The organism is Stieleria mannarensis, assembly GCF_014154935.1.
Lineage (GTDB): Bacteria > Planctomycetota > Planctomycetia > Pirellulales > Pirellulaceae > Stieleria > Stieleria mannarensis.
Window position 1 is genome coordinate 206,965 of record NZ_JACEHH010000003.1, and the last position, 15,750, is coordinate 222,714.

10 protein-coding genes are annotated in these 15,750 nt (G+C 59.4%); 6 read left to right on the forward strand and 4 right to left on the reverse strand.

The window, feature by feature from the left end; all coding sequences use genetic code 11:
- Positions 1 to 53: 53 nt before the first annotated feature.
- Together argS and H1B37_RS03325 are read left to right on the forward strand one after the other, a co-directional pair.
- Positions 54 to 2,051 (forward strand): arginine--tRNA ligase, encoded by a 1,998-nt coding sequence (gene argS / locus H1B37_RS03320; RefSeq protein WP_182865183.1) that lies wholly within the window; start codon positions 54 to 56, stop codon positions 2,049 to 2,051.
- A gap of 183 nt (positions 2,052 to 2,234) precedes the next feature.
- Positions 2,235 to 3,740 (forward strand): serine/threonine-protein kinase, encoded by a 1,506-nt coding sequence (locus H1B37_RS03325; protein WP_182865184.1) that lies wholly within the window; start codon positions 2,235 to 2,237, stop codon positions 3,738 to 3,740.
- Between the two features lie 159 nt (positions 3,741 to 3,899).
- Here H1B37_RS03325 and H1B37_RS03330 read toward each other — a convergent pair whose 3' ends face one another.
- Positions 3,900 to 4,268, reverse strand: a complete 369-nt coding sequence (locus tag H1B37_RS03330; protein WP_182865185.1) for a 2Fe-2S iron-sulfur cluster-binding protein — start codon at positions 4,266 to 4,268, stop codon at positions 3,900 to 3,902.
- 183 nt (positions 4,269 to 4,451) lie between these two features.
- Between H1B37_RS03330 and H1B37_RS03335 the strand changes: the two genes are divergently transcribed.
- Both H1B37_RS03335 and H1B37_RS03340 read left to right on the forward strand, forming a co-directional pair.
- Positions 4,452 to 7,832, forward strand: coding sequence for a DEAD/DEAH box helicase (locus H1B37_RS03335; RefSeq protein WP_182865186.1), 3,381 nt, complete (start codon positions 4,452 to 4,454; stop codon positions 7,830 to 7,832).
- Positions 7,833 to 7,858: 26 nt separating this feature from the next.
- The gene (locus H1B37_RS03340) at positions 7,859 to 8,416 is read left to right on the forward strand and encodes a hypothetical protein (RefSeq protein WP_182865187.1); all 558 of its coding nucleotides are present in this window, start codon (positions 7,859 to 7,861) and stop codon (positions 8,414 to 8,416) included.
- A gap of 309 nt (positions 8,417 to 8,725) precedes the next feature.
- Here the strand turns inward: H1B37_RS03340 and H1B37_RS03345 are convergent, their stop codons facing one another.
- Positions 8,726 to 9,976, reverse strand: a complete 1,251-nt coding sequence (locus H1B37_RS03345) for a Gfo/Idh/MocA family protein (protein WP_182865188.1) — start codon at positions 9,974 to 9,976, stop codon at positions 8,726 to 8,728.
- 6 nt (positions 9,977 to 9,982) lie between these two features.
- The gene (locus tag H1B37_RS03350) at positions 9,983 to 10,531 is read right to left on the reverse strand and encodes an RNA polymerase sigma factor (protein ID WP_182865189.1); all 549 of its coding nucleotides are present in this window, start codon (positions 10,529 to 10,531) and stop codon (positions 9,983 to 9,985) included.
- 401 nt (positions 10,532 to 10,932) lie between these two features.
- On the opposite strand from H1B37_RS03350, the gene H1B37_RS03355 reads away from it, so the two are divergent.
- A complete protein-coding gene (locus tag H1B37_RS03355; protein WP_182865190.1) occupies positions 10,933 to 13,077 on the forward strand; it encodes a sensor domain-containing diguanylate cyclase/phosphohydrolase in 2,145 nt (714 codons plus the stop codon).
- A 197-nt stretch (positions 13,078 to 13,274) separates the two neighbouring features.
- Here H1B37_RS03355 and H1B37_RS03360 read toward each other — a convergent pair whose 3' ends face one another.
- Positions 13,275 to 14,018, reverse strand: coding sequence for a PilZ domain-containing protein (locus tag H1B37_RS03360; RefSeq protein ID WP_182865191.1), 744 nt, complete (start codon positions 14,016 to 14,018; stop codon positions 13,275 to 13,277).
- A gap of 226 nt (positions 14,019 to 14,244) precedes the next feature.
- Here H1B37_RS03360 and H1B37_RS03365 point away from each other — a divergent pair, with 226 nt between their 5' ends.
- The gene (locus tag H1B37_RS03365) at positions 14,245 to 15,741 is read left to right on the forward strand and encodes an arylsulfatase (RefSeq protein ID WP_182865192.1); all 1,497 of its coding nucleotides are present in this window, start codon (positions 14,245 to 14,247) and stop codon (positions 15,739 to 15,741) included.
- The last annotated feature ends 9 nt before the right edge of the window (positions 15,742 to 15,750 follow it).

Here is a 15,750-nt window from a genome sequence, read left to right on the forward strand (position 1 = left end):
AAGCTCTCCACGAGGTCGTTCGTCATCCACCGGTCGAATGTTCTAGAAAAGCAATGCATCTCCCCTCGCTGTTGACCGAGCGTTTCGCCGACGCTCTTTCGCGATGCCCCTTCGCCTCCCAGATCGACGACCTGGACCGATATGCCGCGATGATTCGCCCGGCCGGAAATCCCAAGTTCGGGGATTACCAAGCCAATTGCGCGATGCCGATCGGAAAGCTGGTGGCCGATTCGAATCCCCGCCAAGTCGCCGCAGAGGTGATAGGGCAGCTCTGCTTGGACGACGTGTGCGAGACGCCCGAAATCGCCGGACCGGGATTCATCAATCTGCGACTGAAGGACGGCTACATCCAGGACCGGTTGCTGGAAATGCTGGCCGACCAGCGCTGTGGCGTTCGCCCCGTCGAGTCGCCCAAAAAAATCCTGATCGATTACTCCTCGCCCAACGTCGCCAAGCCGATGCACGTGGGGCACATTCGCACCACCGTGATCGGCAACTGCTTGGCCAAGACGCTCAAGTTTCTCGGCCACGAAGTCATCACCGACAACCACCTGGGCGACTGGGGCACTCAGTTCGGCATCATCATTTACGGCTACAAACACTTCGGTGACCCCGAGGTCGTTCGCAAAGACCCCGTGCCGGAATTGGCCAAATTGTATCGCATCGTTCATCAATTGATGGGCTATCACAAAGCGATCGAGAACGTCCCCAAGTACGAAGCGGAAATCGCGCGTTTGAATGACTTGCACGCCGCGGCGGTTGCCGAGGCCGAGAGTGCCGAAGGAAAGGAAGCCAAGAAGAAACGCAAGGCCGCCGATTCATTGGCCAAAAAGATTGCATCGGTCCAGGCCGACTTGAAAGCGGCGCGAAAGGCGATCGCGGCGACCGAAGACGATCCGGTGATGAACCAACGCGCCCAGGCGCATCCCAGCATCAGCACCGCAGTGCTGGACGAAACGTCCAAACTGCATGCGGATGATCCGGAGAACCTCGCGCTTTGGGAGCAGTTTCTTCCACACTGCAAAGACGAAATCAATCGCATCTACTCGCGGTTGAATGTTTCGTTTGATCACACGTTGGGTGAATCGTTTTATCACCCGATGCTGGGTGAAATCGTTGACGATCTGAAGGCACGCGGACTGGCCAGCGAGAGCGACGGCGCGATCTGCATCTTCTTGGATCAATTCGACGCGCCGATGATCATCCAGAAAAGCGACGGCGCGTACCTGTATGCCACCACCGACCTGGCAACGCTGCGCTATCGACAAGAAACGTTCCAGCCCGACGAAGTCTTGTACGTCGTCGACGCACGGCAAAGCGAACACTTTGAAAAACTGTTCGCCGTCGCCGAGGCGACCGATCTGACCGATGCGAAACTGGTGCACGTCAGTTTCGGCACCGTGCTGGGAGAAGACGGGCGACCGATGAAGACGCGAAGTGGATCGCTGATCGGTCTGGAAAGTCTGTTGGATGACGCCGTCCAGGCCGCCTACGAGGTCGTTTGCAATCCCGATCGTTTGGTGAAGCTGGATCCCCCGATGGACGACCAGGAAAAACGTCTGGTGTCCGAACGCGTCGGTATCGGTGCGATCAAGTATGCCGATCTGGCCCACGATCGAACCAGCGACTACAAGTTCAACCTTTCCAAAATGGTCGCGCTCTCGGGCAACACCTCCACCTATGCCCAGTACAGCTTTGCCCGCACGGTCAGCATCTTGCGCCGCAACGAGGTGACCGCCGAGGAAGTCGTCGAGCGGGTCAAGCAATCCGGCATCACGCTGACCCACGACGCCGAACGGGCCCTCGGCTTGCAATTGCTTCAGTTTCAAGAAGCGTTGCAGAACGTCTATGACGATTATCGCCCCAACCACCTGGTCGATTATGTCCATTCGACGGCCGAGGCGTTCTCGAAATTCAACGACCAGTGTCACGTTCTGAACGCGGAGACCGAGCAAATCCAGAACACGCGTCTGGCATTGGTCGTCCTGACCGGCCGCGTGATCAAGCAGGCATTGGAGCTGATCGGGATCGAAGTGGTCCAACGGATGTAGCCCAATGCCCCTTTCAGCCCCCCTGGACCCTCCCTTGTGGAAAAATGCGTTCGCGGGGACGCCGGATTTTGTGTTCACGGTGATGACACCGGGGACGATTCGGCGTTTGTTGGTGTAGACTGTCGCGTCGGGCACGTTTTTGCCTGTGCCGCTCGTCCCTCCGCTCTCAAACCTCTCGCAACAATGGAACAACCGACTCCAGAGGAATTTGCTCGTCGAATCGGAGATCTCGGGCTTGCCGAACGCCGGCAGGTGGATCACGCGATGGGCGAGCTCGGCGGAACGGAAATCACGCTTGATTCGGTGATCAAGCAAATGCAGCGGCGCGGTTTGGTCACCACGCTGCAAACCGAAAAAATCCTCCGTGGCGACCGCATCGGGTACTTCTATGGGGAGTACAAGGTGCTGTATCTGATCGGTGCGGGGACGTTCGCCCGCGTCTACCGGGCCAGCAAAGGGGACCAGGTCTTCGCCATCAAAGTGCTGCGGAAACGCTTTCGGGACGAACCGAAGGAGATGGAACAATTTCTTCGCGAAGGCAGCATGGGATTGAAACTGCGTCACCCCAACATCGTCAGCATCTACGACGTCGTCTCCGACCCTCGAAACCCGTTCTTGGTGATGGAGTTTGTCGAAGGTCAAACGCTGCGCGAGCTGGTTCGACTGCGCGGCAAGCTGCCGCCGAAGTTGGCACTGCAGTTGATCCACGAAATCGCTTCCGGTCTGGCCCACGCGGCCAGCATGGGGATCTCACACCGTGACTTGAAACTCTCCAACGTGCTGATCTCATCCGACGGCAAAGCCAAGCTGGTGGACTTTGGATTGGCGGCTCTAAGTGACCGCAAGAACCCCGAAGAAATCGCCGATTGTCCCAACGCGCGGGCGATCGACTACGCCGCCCTGGAACGAGGCACGGGAGTTCGTAAGGATGATCCCCGCAGCGACGTCTTCTTCGCCGGCAACATGCTTTATCACATGTTGTCCGGCCAGCCGGCGCTGACAGAAACACGCGACCGGCTCGCACGACTGAACGTCTCGCGGTTCCAAGAAATCAAACCGATCAATCAGCTCGTTCCCGATGTTCCGGGCGTGGTCACCCAGCTGCTCGGCAAGATGATGGAATTCAGCCCTGAAAAGAGGATTCAGTCGTCCGCCGCGCTGCAGGCCGAAGTTCGCAAAGTAATGGACATCCTGGAAAAGGGGCCGGGAAAAGTCAACCGCGATGCGGATGCACCGGGAAACGGCGATCAATACGAGGACGACGACGTCCCGACCGACGAAGGCGAAGGCTACGTCGTGATGCTGGTGGAATCAAAGGCGGCACTGCAGAACGCGATCCGCGAACGGTTGAAGTCGCGTGGCTATCGCGTGTTGATCACCCAAGACCCCAACCGAGCACTGTCCCGTTTCCAACCGGGCGATGATCCCGCAGCGGATTGTGTGATTTTTAGCGCCGCCGAATTGGGGTCGCTGGCGTTGGAAGCGTACAACAAATTCGCCAGCGATGAACACACCAGTGAAATCCCGGCCATTCTGCTGGTCGATCGCCGCCAGGTGCGAATCATTTCCGAAGCCCGCCGCGGGCCACGCCGGCAACTGTTGGCGCTGCCGTTGAAGGTCAAGGAGCTTCGCGCGGGGTTGATCAAGGTGCTCGCCGGGAAAGAGCGTCGACCGGCGGGAACGTACTAGTAGACGGCCGCAACTCAATTTGCTTAGCTGACGATGGGTTCCGAGGGTCGCCGTGTTCTCCGAACTCGGCGCCCCCAAAAGCGTAGCGTTGCCGCCGCGCCGACCTCGGAGAGGACGGCGATTGTTCAGCCCCATTAAGAACCAAGCTGCGGTAGCCCCCTAGGCCTCTTTCGTCATCCAGACCGGTTCGGGCTGGATCGTATCGGCGACGGGTGATCCTTGGTCTTTGCGTCCGCTTCCTTCCAATCGACTGATCAGCTTGACACTCATGTCGTGGTCGCATTGAATTTGGCAGCTCAAGCGGACCCCGGCGTCGTTGATTTCACGCACCGCCAACGTGTCCCGTTCCGCCTCGGTCATGGTTGGGGGTTCGCCGTCGGTGAACTGGACGCGGCACGTGGTACATTTTGCCACGCCCCCACACGCGTGCAGTTGATCCGTTTGGGCATCCTGGACGAGTGCCTGGACCAGACGTTTCCCTTCGGCGACATCAAAGGTGCCCAGACCGTCGACAGTTAATTTTGGCATTCGTATTCACTCCTTGAAAGTTTGTGAAGAATCTTTGGCTGAACCGGTATTCGGGGCCCGGTTGGCATCGCAACCGAGCAGCGTAGCGTTAGAATAGCGGGTTGGCCAATGACATTGAAAGTCGCACAGCACTGATCACCGACCTGGAAAACGGCAGATCGATAAAAGGAACCGAGTTTGAGTATGGAATTGATGACGGACAATTTGCCGGCAGCGTTTGGATTGTTGCTCGGCGAAGCCGTTTCGCGGCTGGTGGACGATCACGACCAATCGTTGGACAAACGCGCAGCCATGCTGCGGGTCGAGACGCCAAAGTTTTCTCAAAGCGACGGAAAGATGAGCTTTGAGTTCCGAATGCGTCCCGGGCGAAAACTGCCCTACCTGGTCACCTTGCAAGTCGAACCCGACCTGGACGGTGATGCCGACCCGACACCCGATTCGCCACTGGACATGTCGCTGCGGGCTTCGGTCAGTTGCGATTGCTCGGAATTCGAACGTGCCCAATCGCGACACAACGGACACGGCCGCTGCAGTTGCACGTTGGCGGTTGCATGGTGGGTGCACGAACAGATCTCGCGACGAAACAGCGAAGAGGTGTTGCTGTTTCTCAGCGAACTGAAAACCGACACCGTTGCCGCCGGACGCGACGTGGTCAACCAATTGCTTAAACTGACCAACGAAGCTCACGCCAAAGAGGAAGACGCCGCATCCCGCGTGCAGTGGCGCGTCAAGATCTCGAACAACCAACTCTACGGCCCGGTCAGCATCAATCCGTTCGTCCAGCGGCTGAAGAAGAATTCCAAGGGCTGGTCCAAGGGGCGTCAAACCCCCGCGTTCGACCTGCTCCGCCGCGACGGTGAAGGCACCCCGGTCGATAGCCAAATCGCCGCGCTGACCTCCCAGGGCAGCTCGGAAGTGAATCGCGAGTATTACCACCTGTTTCAATCGGTGGATCTGTTGGTCGGGCACCCCAACGTCGCTTGGGACGACGCCTCGGCCACTCCCATCGAGGTCTCGCGCGGCGAACTGTCCGTTTCGCTGCAACCGGTTGAAATCGATTCGCTCGATGACGAAGAACGTTCGGGTGAAACGCAAATCGAACGCGAGTCGGATCCGGCCAAACGCAAGACGCTTTACCGCGTCGCGCTGCAGGTGCCCGGGATCGACATCGACATCAATCAATGCGAACTCGTGTTGGGCAACCTGCATCCCGCCCAACCCGTGGTGTTGATCGCGGAAACCAACGGCAATCGGTTGATCACGTGCGCGCTGCGCGACCGCAGGGCGACCCGTTTGATTTCCTACCTGCTGAAGAGCGATTTGCACGAAGTCTTGCTCGATGACGATGCGGCGCATCAATTGACCATGAACATCGGCCAGATCGGATCGCTGGTGCGTGTCGATTTGCCCGACCAATTGGCCGGTCCGCTGGAGGACATCGAGGCCGAGATGGTGTTGGAGCTGCGGCCGCGTGGCGGAGCGGGAATGTTTGTCCGTTTGTCGATGTTCGATTCACGCCTGCAAGGCATGATCCGGCCTGGCGACGAACCGGCGATCATGCCGGGGATCACCGACCAGGGCCCGATCCGATTGGTGCGCGACACCAAAGCGGAACGGGAGCATGCGGGCGAAGTGATCAACCGATTCCAGATCAATCAGCTGGCCCCGGAAGAGCCCTACGGATGGGTCGCACAAAGCGACGAGCAGGCATTGGATCTGTTGGCGCGGTTGTATGATGCCGGCGACCAGGCACCGCGGATGATCTGGCCCGAAGGCGAGACGATTCGCGTCCGCGGAGAAATCACGCCCTCGGCACTTCGCGTCCAGATCGACGATTCCAAAGACTGGTTCGGACTGTCGGGAACGATTTCGGTCGCCGGACAAGACGTCAACTTGGAAGACCTGTTGACTGCCGTCACGGAACGACGCGCGCTGGTCCGGGTCGGCGATCGCGAGTTTGCAAAGATCAGTGACGCGTTTCGCAAACGGCTCGAACAGCTCGGCGATACCCTGGTCGCCGAACGTGGGGAACTGAAGGTCGCCGACGCCGCCGTCCCCGCGGTGCAGGAATTGCTCGGAACCGACGTCACCTTGGAAGTCTCCGCGCGTTGGAGTCAGGTGGTCGAAAACCTGGACTCGTTGGCGGATTACCATCCCGTTAAACCCGACGGCTTGGATGTCGATTTTCGCGATTACCAACTGGACGGTTACCGTTGGTTGGCCCGCCTAAGCCGCTGGGGCGTCGGGGGAATCCTGGCCGACGACATGGGTCTGGGTAAAACGGTGCAAACCCTGGGCGTCTTGGTCGAACGCGCCGACGGCGGTCCGACCTTGGTGGTCGCGCCGACCAGCGTCGGTGAAAACTGGGTGCGAGAGACCCAACGCTTCGCGCCCGAACTCAATCCGGTCCTCTATCGCGAAGGCAATCGGCAACAAGTCATCGACGACGCCGACGCCGGTGACCTGGTCATCGTCAGCTATCAGTTGGTCCAGCGTGACGCCAAACGCTTTGCGTCCAAACGCTGGAACACATTGGTGTTGGACGAAGCACAGTTCATCAAGAATGCCCAAACCAAAACGTCACGCGCGATCCGTGATTTGGATGCCGATTGGCGGATCGCACTGTCGGGGACGCCGCTGGAAAACCACCTCGGTGAATTGTGGAGTCTGTTGCGGACGATCAGCCCCGGATTGCTGGGATCGTGGGACCGATTCCGCAACCGATTTGCCGACCCGATCGAACGTCACAAAGATCCCGAGCGGCGTCAATCGTTGGCCCGCCTGGTCCGGCCGTTTATCTTGCGACGGACCAAAGAAAAGGTGCTGACGGAATTGCCGCCGCGCACCGAGATCACCCTGCAAGCTCACCTCAGCCCCGAAGAACGGGCACGGTACGACGAGGCCCGCGTGGCGGCGCTTGCGGAATTGTCCGGCGGTGGCGATGCCAAGCCCGGCGAACACCGCATGCGGACTTTGGCCTGGTTGACCAAGCTGCGGCAATTGGCCTGTCACCCCCGACTGGTCGACCGCATGTGGGACAAGGGCAGCGCCAAATTGAACCTGTTGAATTCGTTGATCGATGAACTGCGCGACGGCGAACACCGCGCGTTGATCTTCAGCCAATTCGTCAAACACCTGGGGCTGATCCGTGAACTGCTGGAAGAACGCGGGATTAAATACCAATACCTGGATGGGGCGACGCCGGCTAAAGAGCGACAGCGGCGGGTCGATGCGTTCCAAGAGGGCGACGGAGAACTTTTCCTGATTTCGCTCAAGGCCGGCGGAACCGGTTTGAACCTTACCGCGGCTGATTACGTCATACACTTAGACCCCTGGTGGAACCCGGCCGTCGAAGACCAAGCCACCGACCGTGCGCACCGAATCGGACAAGAACGACCGGTCACCGTCTATCGCCTGGTCGCCTCCGGTACGATCGAAGAACAGATTTTGGAGATGCACGCCGACAAACGCGAATTGGTCGCCGGTGTTTTGGACGGAACCGACCGCGCGGCGAAGATGGACACCGAAGATTTGATTCGTCTGATCAAAGCGGGCGATCGTTAACCCCCAGCGCGACGAGGGCCGAGACGATGTGGACCATATTGGCGGAGAAGCCCCTGTTGATCTCGATCATGATCGGCGGGGTCGTCGCGGGCCTGCTGTACGGCTGGTTACAAACGGGCAACAAACGCCTTGGGGTGGCGAGCCTGGCAACCGTTCTGTTGATCCCGGTGTCATTCTATGTCGCAGATTCCATCGTCACCGATCGCGAAAAGATTCTTCAAGCGATCTATTCGACGGCCGAGGCGGTGGAGCAAAACGATCATGAATCCGCGGTGATCTACATCGCCGACCGCGCCACACGGCAACGGGCACTTAGCGAATTGCCCAATTACGAATTCCATCGGATCGGCGTGCGGAACATTCAAATCAACATGGTGACCGGCAGCCTGCCTCCCGAAGCGACCGTCGATCTGGACGCGTCGGTCACCGCCAGCATGAACCGGGGCGGGATGAGAAACATCCGCGTCCCCCGGCGTGTGATACTGACGTTTCAGAAACAACCCGACGGCGAGTGGATGGTGACCGACTACACCCACATGCCTCTGACCGGCGGCGCCGATGGATTCACCCCGAATCGAATTTGACAGAGGGGGGATGACGCTACATGGATGGCGTTCGTCTCCAGAAAAGACACACTGACTTGCAGAGTTCGAGCGGTTTTTAACCTCTGATTTAACAGGCGTTTACGACTTCACCCTCCCTCTGAGAGGGTCGCGGAGGAGTTGTACGACGACGCGGGGAGGGTTTGCTGTAGCTCGAAAGCACTTAAATACCACCAATCGACCCTCCCCTCGCTACGCTCGACCCTCCCTTCCAGGGAGGGTTAATTTGAAGAACCGCACGACCTCTTCCAGGGACGGTTTTGCCCTGGCTCGGTGCGTATTCGAATTCCGCTACGCTTGCTGAATCAGCTTGTCCATCCGCACCCGTTTGCCGGTGCGGGTCGCTTGGTGTCCCAGCATCGCCATCAATGTGCTGGCGGCGGCCGATTCGACTTGGTTTTCCGCGGCCCCGCGACGGACCGAGTTCAGGAACGCCTGTTGTTGGGCGACGGTGGCGGATTTTAGCGAAGACGGTTTTTCGGACTTCCAAATCACGCTTCCATCACGAGCGTAGAGCGTGCCGGTCGACAAATCGGCTCGCCCCGAGGTTCCGTGGATGTGTTCGCTGGTGTTGTTCCAGGCCTTGGAAACCCGTCGACATTGTGACATCAACACGACGCCGTCTGCGAATTCGAATTCGACCGTGTGGTGATCGAACACCTGGCCGATTCGATCGCCGCCGGTCGATTGATGTTCGGCGGTCTCAAACGTTCCCCAACCGCCTTGCCCTTGGGCCACGATCGGGCTCTGGTCGAGCGCCCAGCGGATCGCATCCAGCCCCGCGACGTGTTGTTCCACCAAAAAATCGCCGCCGGTCCATTGGAAATGGTTCCAGTTTCGGCGTTGGAATTCCTGGTCTGATTCTCTGGCCATGCGAACCGGCGGCCGCATGGATCCGGCGTTGCAAAACGCTCGGGCAAAGACCGGGGTCCCGATCGCCCCTTCACCGATGCGTGCGATCACGTCCTGATAGCGAAGGTCGTAGCGCCGTTGAAACCCGACGTGAACGGACAGGCCGGTCGCCTTGGCTAACTCTGCGGTTTCGATCGTCTGAAGAACCCCTGCGACATCGGCGGCCAGCGGTTTTTCCAAAAAGACGTGCTTTCCCGCTTCGACGATCCGCCGAAAGTAACCGGGACGATCGACCGGCGGTGTTGTCAGGTAAACGACGTCAGCGTCGGATTCCAGGACTGGGGCCAACGGATCCGCCCCACCGGCGCGGACGCAATCGGCGGCGATTGCCTGGGAGTAGCGGCCTTTCAGACTGCGGTACATCGACTGGGTTTGCGATGGGAAATAATCCGCAAGCGCGACCAGCTCGGCTGCCTCGTTGTCCACCGACCAGATGGCGTCGGACAATTCGCGGGCGCGGCGACCACAGCCGACGATCGCGATCTTGATCGGCGCGTCGTTACCGCCCTGAACCGCTTTTCCGACCGCGATGGCACCACCGATCGCGCCGCCGGCGATCATCAACCCGCTGTCCTTGATGAAACTCCGTCGCGCGACCGAGGACGCGGAGTTGTCCTTTGACTTGCTCATCGATTCTCAAGCACCCTCGCGCATCTTCTGGCGGGCCCGGCTGAGCAACGGCCCGATCGAGTTTTCGGACATGCCGACCGCCTGGCTGATTTGCTGATAGGACATGCCTTCCAGATGGTACATCCGGACGATGTCGGATTCTTCGGGGCTAAGCCGCGCCATCAAACGCTCCACTTCCTCGCGGTTTTCGATTCGATCGGCGGCCTGGTGCGTTACCGGTTCGGCGGTGGTGACGGACAACCGGCTACGCGTGCCGTCCTGGTGCAGCCGACGGGCGATCACCCGCCGGGCGATCACGGTCAAATAGGTCGCCAGAGAGCTATCGCGGCGAAATCGTCGCAACACCCCCCGATCCGAAGCCAACAAAACCATGAACACTTCGGCCACCAGATCGTCGCGGGTGGATTCGTCCAGTGTGATCCCACGTGATTCGGCCGTGTGGTTGGCGACGTGGATCACCAGCCCCAAAAAGCGTTCCACAAAATCCTGCCACGCCCGCGGCGCTCCGTCGATGCAGCGTTGCAGCAAGATTCGGTCGATGTCAGAAAGACTCACGGTGTCGATACCAAAAGAGAAGCGTCACAGGCCGGTGTTTGCTGCCTTCTTTCCGGCGACACCCTTCGCCCAGCAGACCCCTTCATGGTAGGTGGGGTGACAGCAAATCGCAAGCTTTGAAAGGAAAGCTCCGCTGTGACGGGGGGGCACGCATCACGCCTCTCGTTCTGGTTGTAGCGATCAGGCGACAAGGGAGATTGACGCGATTTTGACGTCCCGCACACCCAAGTGACCTATGGTTTCCAGTAGCCGGTATTCTCGTCGTCACTTCTCCGATTTTGAGCATAATGACTCCGTCTCAGACACCATTTGAGCCCCCCAATAGTCCCTTCAGCACCGTCGTTCCCACCGCGGGAGGCGCTCCCAGCTCGAATCCGGCCGGCCAAAATGCGACAAACTGCGTGAACGACCTGCTGGCGAAACTGCAAATCGCTTCCGAGGCGGTCGCAGAATCTCCGGCTCAACGGCCCGAACAGGAGGCCGAAAACCGCTTGGCGGTCGTTCGACTGGGCATCGCGACCTCGCTGTTCTACGCCTTGCGGACCAAGCACCCCGCGACCGCGGCACACGGATTGCGCGTCGCGTTGTTCTGCAGCAGCTGGGCGGAGCAAATGAGGCTCGATGGCGAGCTTCGCGACCGTATCGAAGTCGCGGGGCTGTTGCACGACGTCGGCAAGATTGGCATTCCCGATCGGATTCTGCGCAAGCCGGGAAAATTGACGGTCGACGAACAGCTTGCGATGGACACTTGTCCGAGCATCGGATGCGAAATCCTGCGCGGCTGCACCGCCGATCCCGATCTGTTGGCGATTGTTCGTTACTGTAACGCTTGGTACGACAGTCGACGTGATGGCGAAACACCCCGCGGCGACGCATTGCCGTTGGGGGCGCGCATGCTTGCGATCGCCGATGCGTTTGACGCGATGACGACCGAACACGTTTACCGGCCGGCGATGAGTCGTGATCGTGCGCTCACCGAATTGGTTCACTCCAGCGGCACCCAATTTGACCCGAATCTGGTTCATGATTTCAGCCGGTTGTTGGAAGCCCGGCCGGAGATCTTGCAAGGATCGATGGTCAACCGATGGCTGCAGCAATTGCGCCCCGAAGATTCCGAAGCGTTTTGGACCGGGGCGGTCAACCCCAGTGTCGCCAAGACCCATCGCACCAAGGAGGTCGTTCGCCGCGAAACTCTGTTCAATCAACGGCTGCTCGCCACACTCAAAGACGGCGTCGCCTTCACCGATGCCGAAGGAAACGTCTCTCAGTGGAACGTGGCGATGGAACGTTTGACCGACCTGCCGGCCGAGGCCATGATCGGCAAACAGTGGTCGGCCGCCGCACTGCGGATGCGCGACACCGACCGCGATCGCGATGACGAAACGATTTGTCCACTGCAAGAGTGCTTCCGGACCGGTGAAGCCGTCCGTCGCGCGATGATCATTGATGCGGTGGGCACCGATCCGGTGTCCGTGCATGTCGAAGTCGCGCCCGTCCACGGCGAACAACCCGGATCCCACGGGACCGTGATCGTCGTGCATGATCTGTCCGATCGCGAACATCTGGAACGCCGACTCGACACGCTGCACAAACAGACGCGTTTGGACGGTCTGACCCGCGTCGCCAATCGCGCCCACTTTGACACCACACTGGAAGAAATGGTTGCCGCAACCGTCGCCGGCGGCCCCACCTTTGCGCTCGTCATTTGCGACCTGGACCACTTCAAACGGATCAACGACACCTTCGGCCATCCCGCCGGTGACGAAGCGCTCAAGGTGTTCGCGAACATCCTGCGGACACAATCCCGCGATGGCGATCTGGTGGCACGTTATGGTGGTGAAGAATTTCTGTTGCTGGCCAACGCCTGTGACAACGCCACCGGTGCCAAACGCGCCGAAGCCCTCCGACAGACGCTCGAATCAACGCCGATCGAAGCACTGGGCGGGGAATGCATCACCGCCAGCTTTGGCGTCACCGAATACCAATCCGGCGACAGTGCCGAAACCGTCTTGGCTCGCGCCGACCGAGCCTTGTTGAAAGCCAAGGACAACGGCCGCAACCGCGTCGTTCAGCTCGGGCTGGGCAGGATGTCCGAAGTCGCCGAGTCGACTCTGCGGACCGGTTGGTTCGATTGGTTGATGGGCAACGAAGAAGCCGCCGCAACGAAGGTGGATATCTTGACGCCCGTTCCCATCGATCTGGTGATCGAAAAACTACGCGGATTCATCGCCGACCACCACGCGGAAATCGTTAACGTCGATGAAAACCAACTCTCGCTCAAGGTCCTTTCGGGGGCCAGCCAGGGAGGCCGCCGCAGGGTCGATCACAAAATCTCACTGCACGCCGTTCTAACACTCAGTGAGGCGCAGAAAGACGAACTGTTGACCGAAAAGGCGACGCCGGGTTGCAGCACCAAGGTCCACGTGGAAATCAAACCGATCCGCAACCGCGATCGCCGCCGACGTGAACTCAATGACGCCGTCGCCCAGTTGGTCGCCAGTTTCCGCTGTTATCTGATGGGCGAAATTATCAGCCGAGCCGAGTGACGCACTGTTCCAAACCCATTGGATCGCCTTTCCTACAAGCACGACGCACAATTGCAGAAACGCACTCGCTCGCGCTTCGTGCTTGTATCGGTTGCTAGAAAGCGCAACGTCAACCTGCGCTACCGGAGGAGCCCCCGTCGCCAAATCGTCGCACTGACATCACCGCGATGACTCGTTGAATCGGGACAATTGCGCCCTTAATCCAGACCAACCACGGCGTCATGGAATTGACGCCCCATTCCCGCTTGAATGAACGCGATTCCTGATGCGAATTGGTCCCCGTGTCGCGAACTCCAAACCGTCACGCCCACAGCGGCCTGCTTGTCGTCCAGCTGCAGCATCAACTTTTCCCCGATGGTCAACTCACTCGGCGAGACGATCTGGGCGCCGCTGTGACTGACCGAAACGATCCGCCCGGCCGCATGAATCCGTGGCTGGGATTGCCGGACCGTCACGGCCGCGTCCACCGATGCCCGCTTGGCCACTCGGCGACTGAGTTGGCCGGCGCGAATCCCGTCGGGGATCAGAGTGTCGGGCAACGAGCGGCGAAAGTATAAGCCGCATTCGTACTGGTCGATCCCTGCTTGACGGACCCAGCAAACGCGAACGAGCAGCTGCACGGAGTCCGAATTCGCCAGATTGTTCATCTCCAGCACCGTCGACGTCGACGATGTCCCGAGCGGCCGCGGGTGGCGATAACGGATTGCACAACCGCTGGAATTAAGGTCCAGCAATTGGCAGGGGACTCGAAAATCGCCCGCCGCGTTCAATCGGACCGAAAGGTGACATTCGATGCCGCTTGCCTGGTCACCGGCGACCACGCGAAAACGTGGTTCGTAGCGATCGTCTTCCACCGGCGCCTGCAACGATCGTTCGACGTTTACCGATCCTGCAGGGCTTGACGGGTGGCTTGCAGAGATGGGGCTTGCAAATGTGGACATGAACATGCTCTTGCGAGGGGGATAGTCGTCGTTGAACTGTAGCACGCGATGCTTCGGTCGCCGCCACAGACACCGTTCGCCATCGCGGAAGATTGACGATCCGGTACGACACCACCGGCGAAAGGACGTTTCAGATCGAGTACAATCGGCCGGACGAGTCGACGTCACTGAATCGTTGACCTGTTTCGCCCCGCCAGACTTTCGCCCCCCAAGCAACGAACTACAGATGTCACCTTCGCGCGCCTGTTTTGTTTTGACGGCTTTTCTTTTGGCCGGATTGATCCCGCGGTTTGCCGCGGCCAAAACCCCCAACATTGTTTTCATTCTGGCCGACGATCTCGGCTACGGTGAACTTGGATGCTATGGCCAAGAAAAGATTCGCACGCCCAACATCGACACGCTGGCCCGCGACGGCATGCGGTTCTTGCAACATTACACCGGAGCCCCCGTGTGTGCGCCGGCACGCTGCACGCTGATGACCGGCCAACATCTCGGGCACGCCGAAATCCGCACCAACCGTGACTCCGGCAACGGACGAATCTACCCCGGCCAGTTTCCGATCACCGAACAAATCGTCACCATTGCCGAAGTGCTGCAAGATGCCGGTTATGCGACAGGAGCGTTCGGCAAGTGGGGGCTGGGCCCGTCCAACACGACCGGTTCACCGATCAAACAGGGCTTCGATCGATACTTCGGATACAACTGCCAACGCAACGCACACAGCTACTACCCTCCGTTTTTGGATAGCGATGAGAAAGAGGTGCTGATCAACAAGTACCCGATCCCGGGACACGACCGCAAACCGGACGGCGAGGTGGTGGCCGACGACTACCGGGCACAAACCTACGCGCCGGATTTGATTCTGAAAGAAGCCGTCAAGTTTCTGGACCAAAACAAGGACAAGCCCTTCTTTTTGTATTGCCCGTTCGTCGAACCACACGTCGCGATGCAACCGCCACAAGAATGGATCGATCGGTATCCGACCGAATGGGACGACCAACACGGTCCGTACCGTGGCGAGAATGGATACCTGCCGCACCCGCGTCCCCGAGCCGGTTATGCCGCGATGATTTCGGATTTGGACGAACACGTGGGCACCATTCTGGACCGGCTGGACAAACTCGGGCTGCGTGACGACACGATCGTGATTTTCACCTCCGACAACGGTCCGACTCACGGAAGCCGTAACCCCGAATTCCACGTCGGCGGCGCGGCCTGCACCTTCTTCAACTCCAACGGCGGTTTGAACGGATACAAGGGCAGTTGTTACGAAGGCGGCATCCGAATTCCTTGCCTGGTTCGTTGGCCGGGGAAAGTCGCCGGGGGAAGTGAAACCGAGTTTCCCTCGTATTTCCCCGATTGGTTCCCCACGTTGGCAGAAATCGCAGGGGCGCCATTACCCCAACAACAAGTGTTGGACGGCGTCAGTCTGGTCGGATTGGTCCAAGGAAAAGAAGCCAGGCGTGACAAGCCGCTGATTTGGAATTTCAACGGTTACGGCGGAATCGTCGCCGTGCGAGATGGCGATTGGAAAGCGATTCGTCGCGACATCAATCGCAAACAAGCCGCCGACTGGGAACTCTACAATCTGGCCGACGACGCCGCGGAAACCAATGATCTGGCCAAGGAACATCCCGAAATCGTCAAGCGACTCGAGCAAGCGTTCATCAACGACCGAACCGTCGAGCCGAACTTTCCGCTGAAAATCTACGACGAACTCTAACCGACGCTG

Coding starts and splice junctions, on each gene's coding strand:
- argS (WP_182865183.1), top strand. CDS start 54: ATGCATCTCCCCTCGCTGTTGACCGAGCGTTTCGCCGACGCTCTTTCG.
- H1B37_RS03325 (WP_182865184.1), top strand. CDS start 2,235: ATGGAACAACCGACTCCAGAGGAATTTGCTCGTCGAATCGGAGATCTC.
- H1B37_RS03330 (WP_182865185.1), bottom strand. CDS start 4,268: ATGCCAAAATTAACTGTCGACGGTCTGGGCACCTTTGATGTCGCCGAA.
- H1B37_RS03335 (WP_182865186.1), top strand. CDS start 4,452: ATGGAATTGATGACGGACAATTTGCCGGCAGCGTTTGGATTGTTGCTC.
- H1B37_RS03340 (WP_182865187.1), top strand. CDS start 7,859: ATGTGGACCATATTGGCGGAGAAGCCCCTGTTGATCTCGATCATGATC.
- H1B37_RS03345 (WP_182865188.1), bottom strand. CDS start 9,976: ATGAGCAAGTCAAAGGACAACTCCGCGTCCTCGGTCGCGCGACGGAGT.
- H1B37_RS03360 (WP_182865191.1), bottom strand. CDS start 14,018: ATGTCCACATTTGCAAGCCCCATCTCTGCAAGCCACCCGTCAAGCCCT.
- H1B37_RS03365 (WP_182865192.1), top strand. CDS start 14,245: ATGTCACCTTCGCGCGCCTGTTTTGTTTTGACGGCTTTTCTTTTGGCC.